Origin of the sequence: Tritonibacter sp. SIMBA_163 (assembly GCF_046535935.1) — a bacterium.
Classification (GTDB): Bacteria; Pseudomonadota; Alphaproteobacteria; order Rhodobacterales; family Rhodobacteraceae; genus Epibacterium; species Epibacterium scottomollicae.
Genome location: NZ_JAWJBP010000367.1, coordinates 1 through 277, shown reverse-complemented (window position 1 = coordinate 277; position 277 = coordinate 1). Strand labels below are relative to the sequence as shown.

1 pseudogene is annotated in these 277 nt (G+C 63.9%); it reads right to left on the bottom strand.

Annotation, left to right across the window (positions count from 1 at the left end):
• Nucleotides 1-175: pseudogene (locus R0J92_RS22750) on the bottom strand (GH36-type glycosyl hydrolase domain-containing protein); the annotation flags it as partial.
• Nucleotides 176-277: the final 102 nt, after the last annotated feature.

The window sequence follows — 277 nt, the reverse complement described above, 5'->3', positions numbered from 1 at the left end:
AATGCTGGACATCGCCTTCCGGGAACTGGCGCGATGCGGCGTTGAGGATCTGCGCACGGGCAAGCGTCGGATCGATGAGCAGCAGTGACAGCGTGTCCTGCAACTGATCGCGGAAGCCGAACGCACCGCTTGCCTGATAGAAGGCGGCGCGCGCCCAGATACGGCAGGCGCCAGCGCTGCAATAAGCACCGCGACGGATAATCCGTTGACGAGCGTGGCCGCCCGTTCGCCGGAGAACACGCCAATCATGAGCAGTGCCAAGGCGCCTACAGCAAGG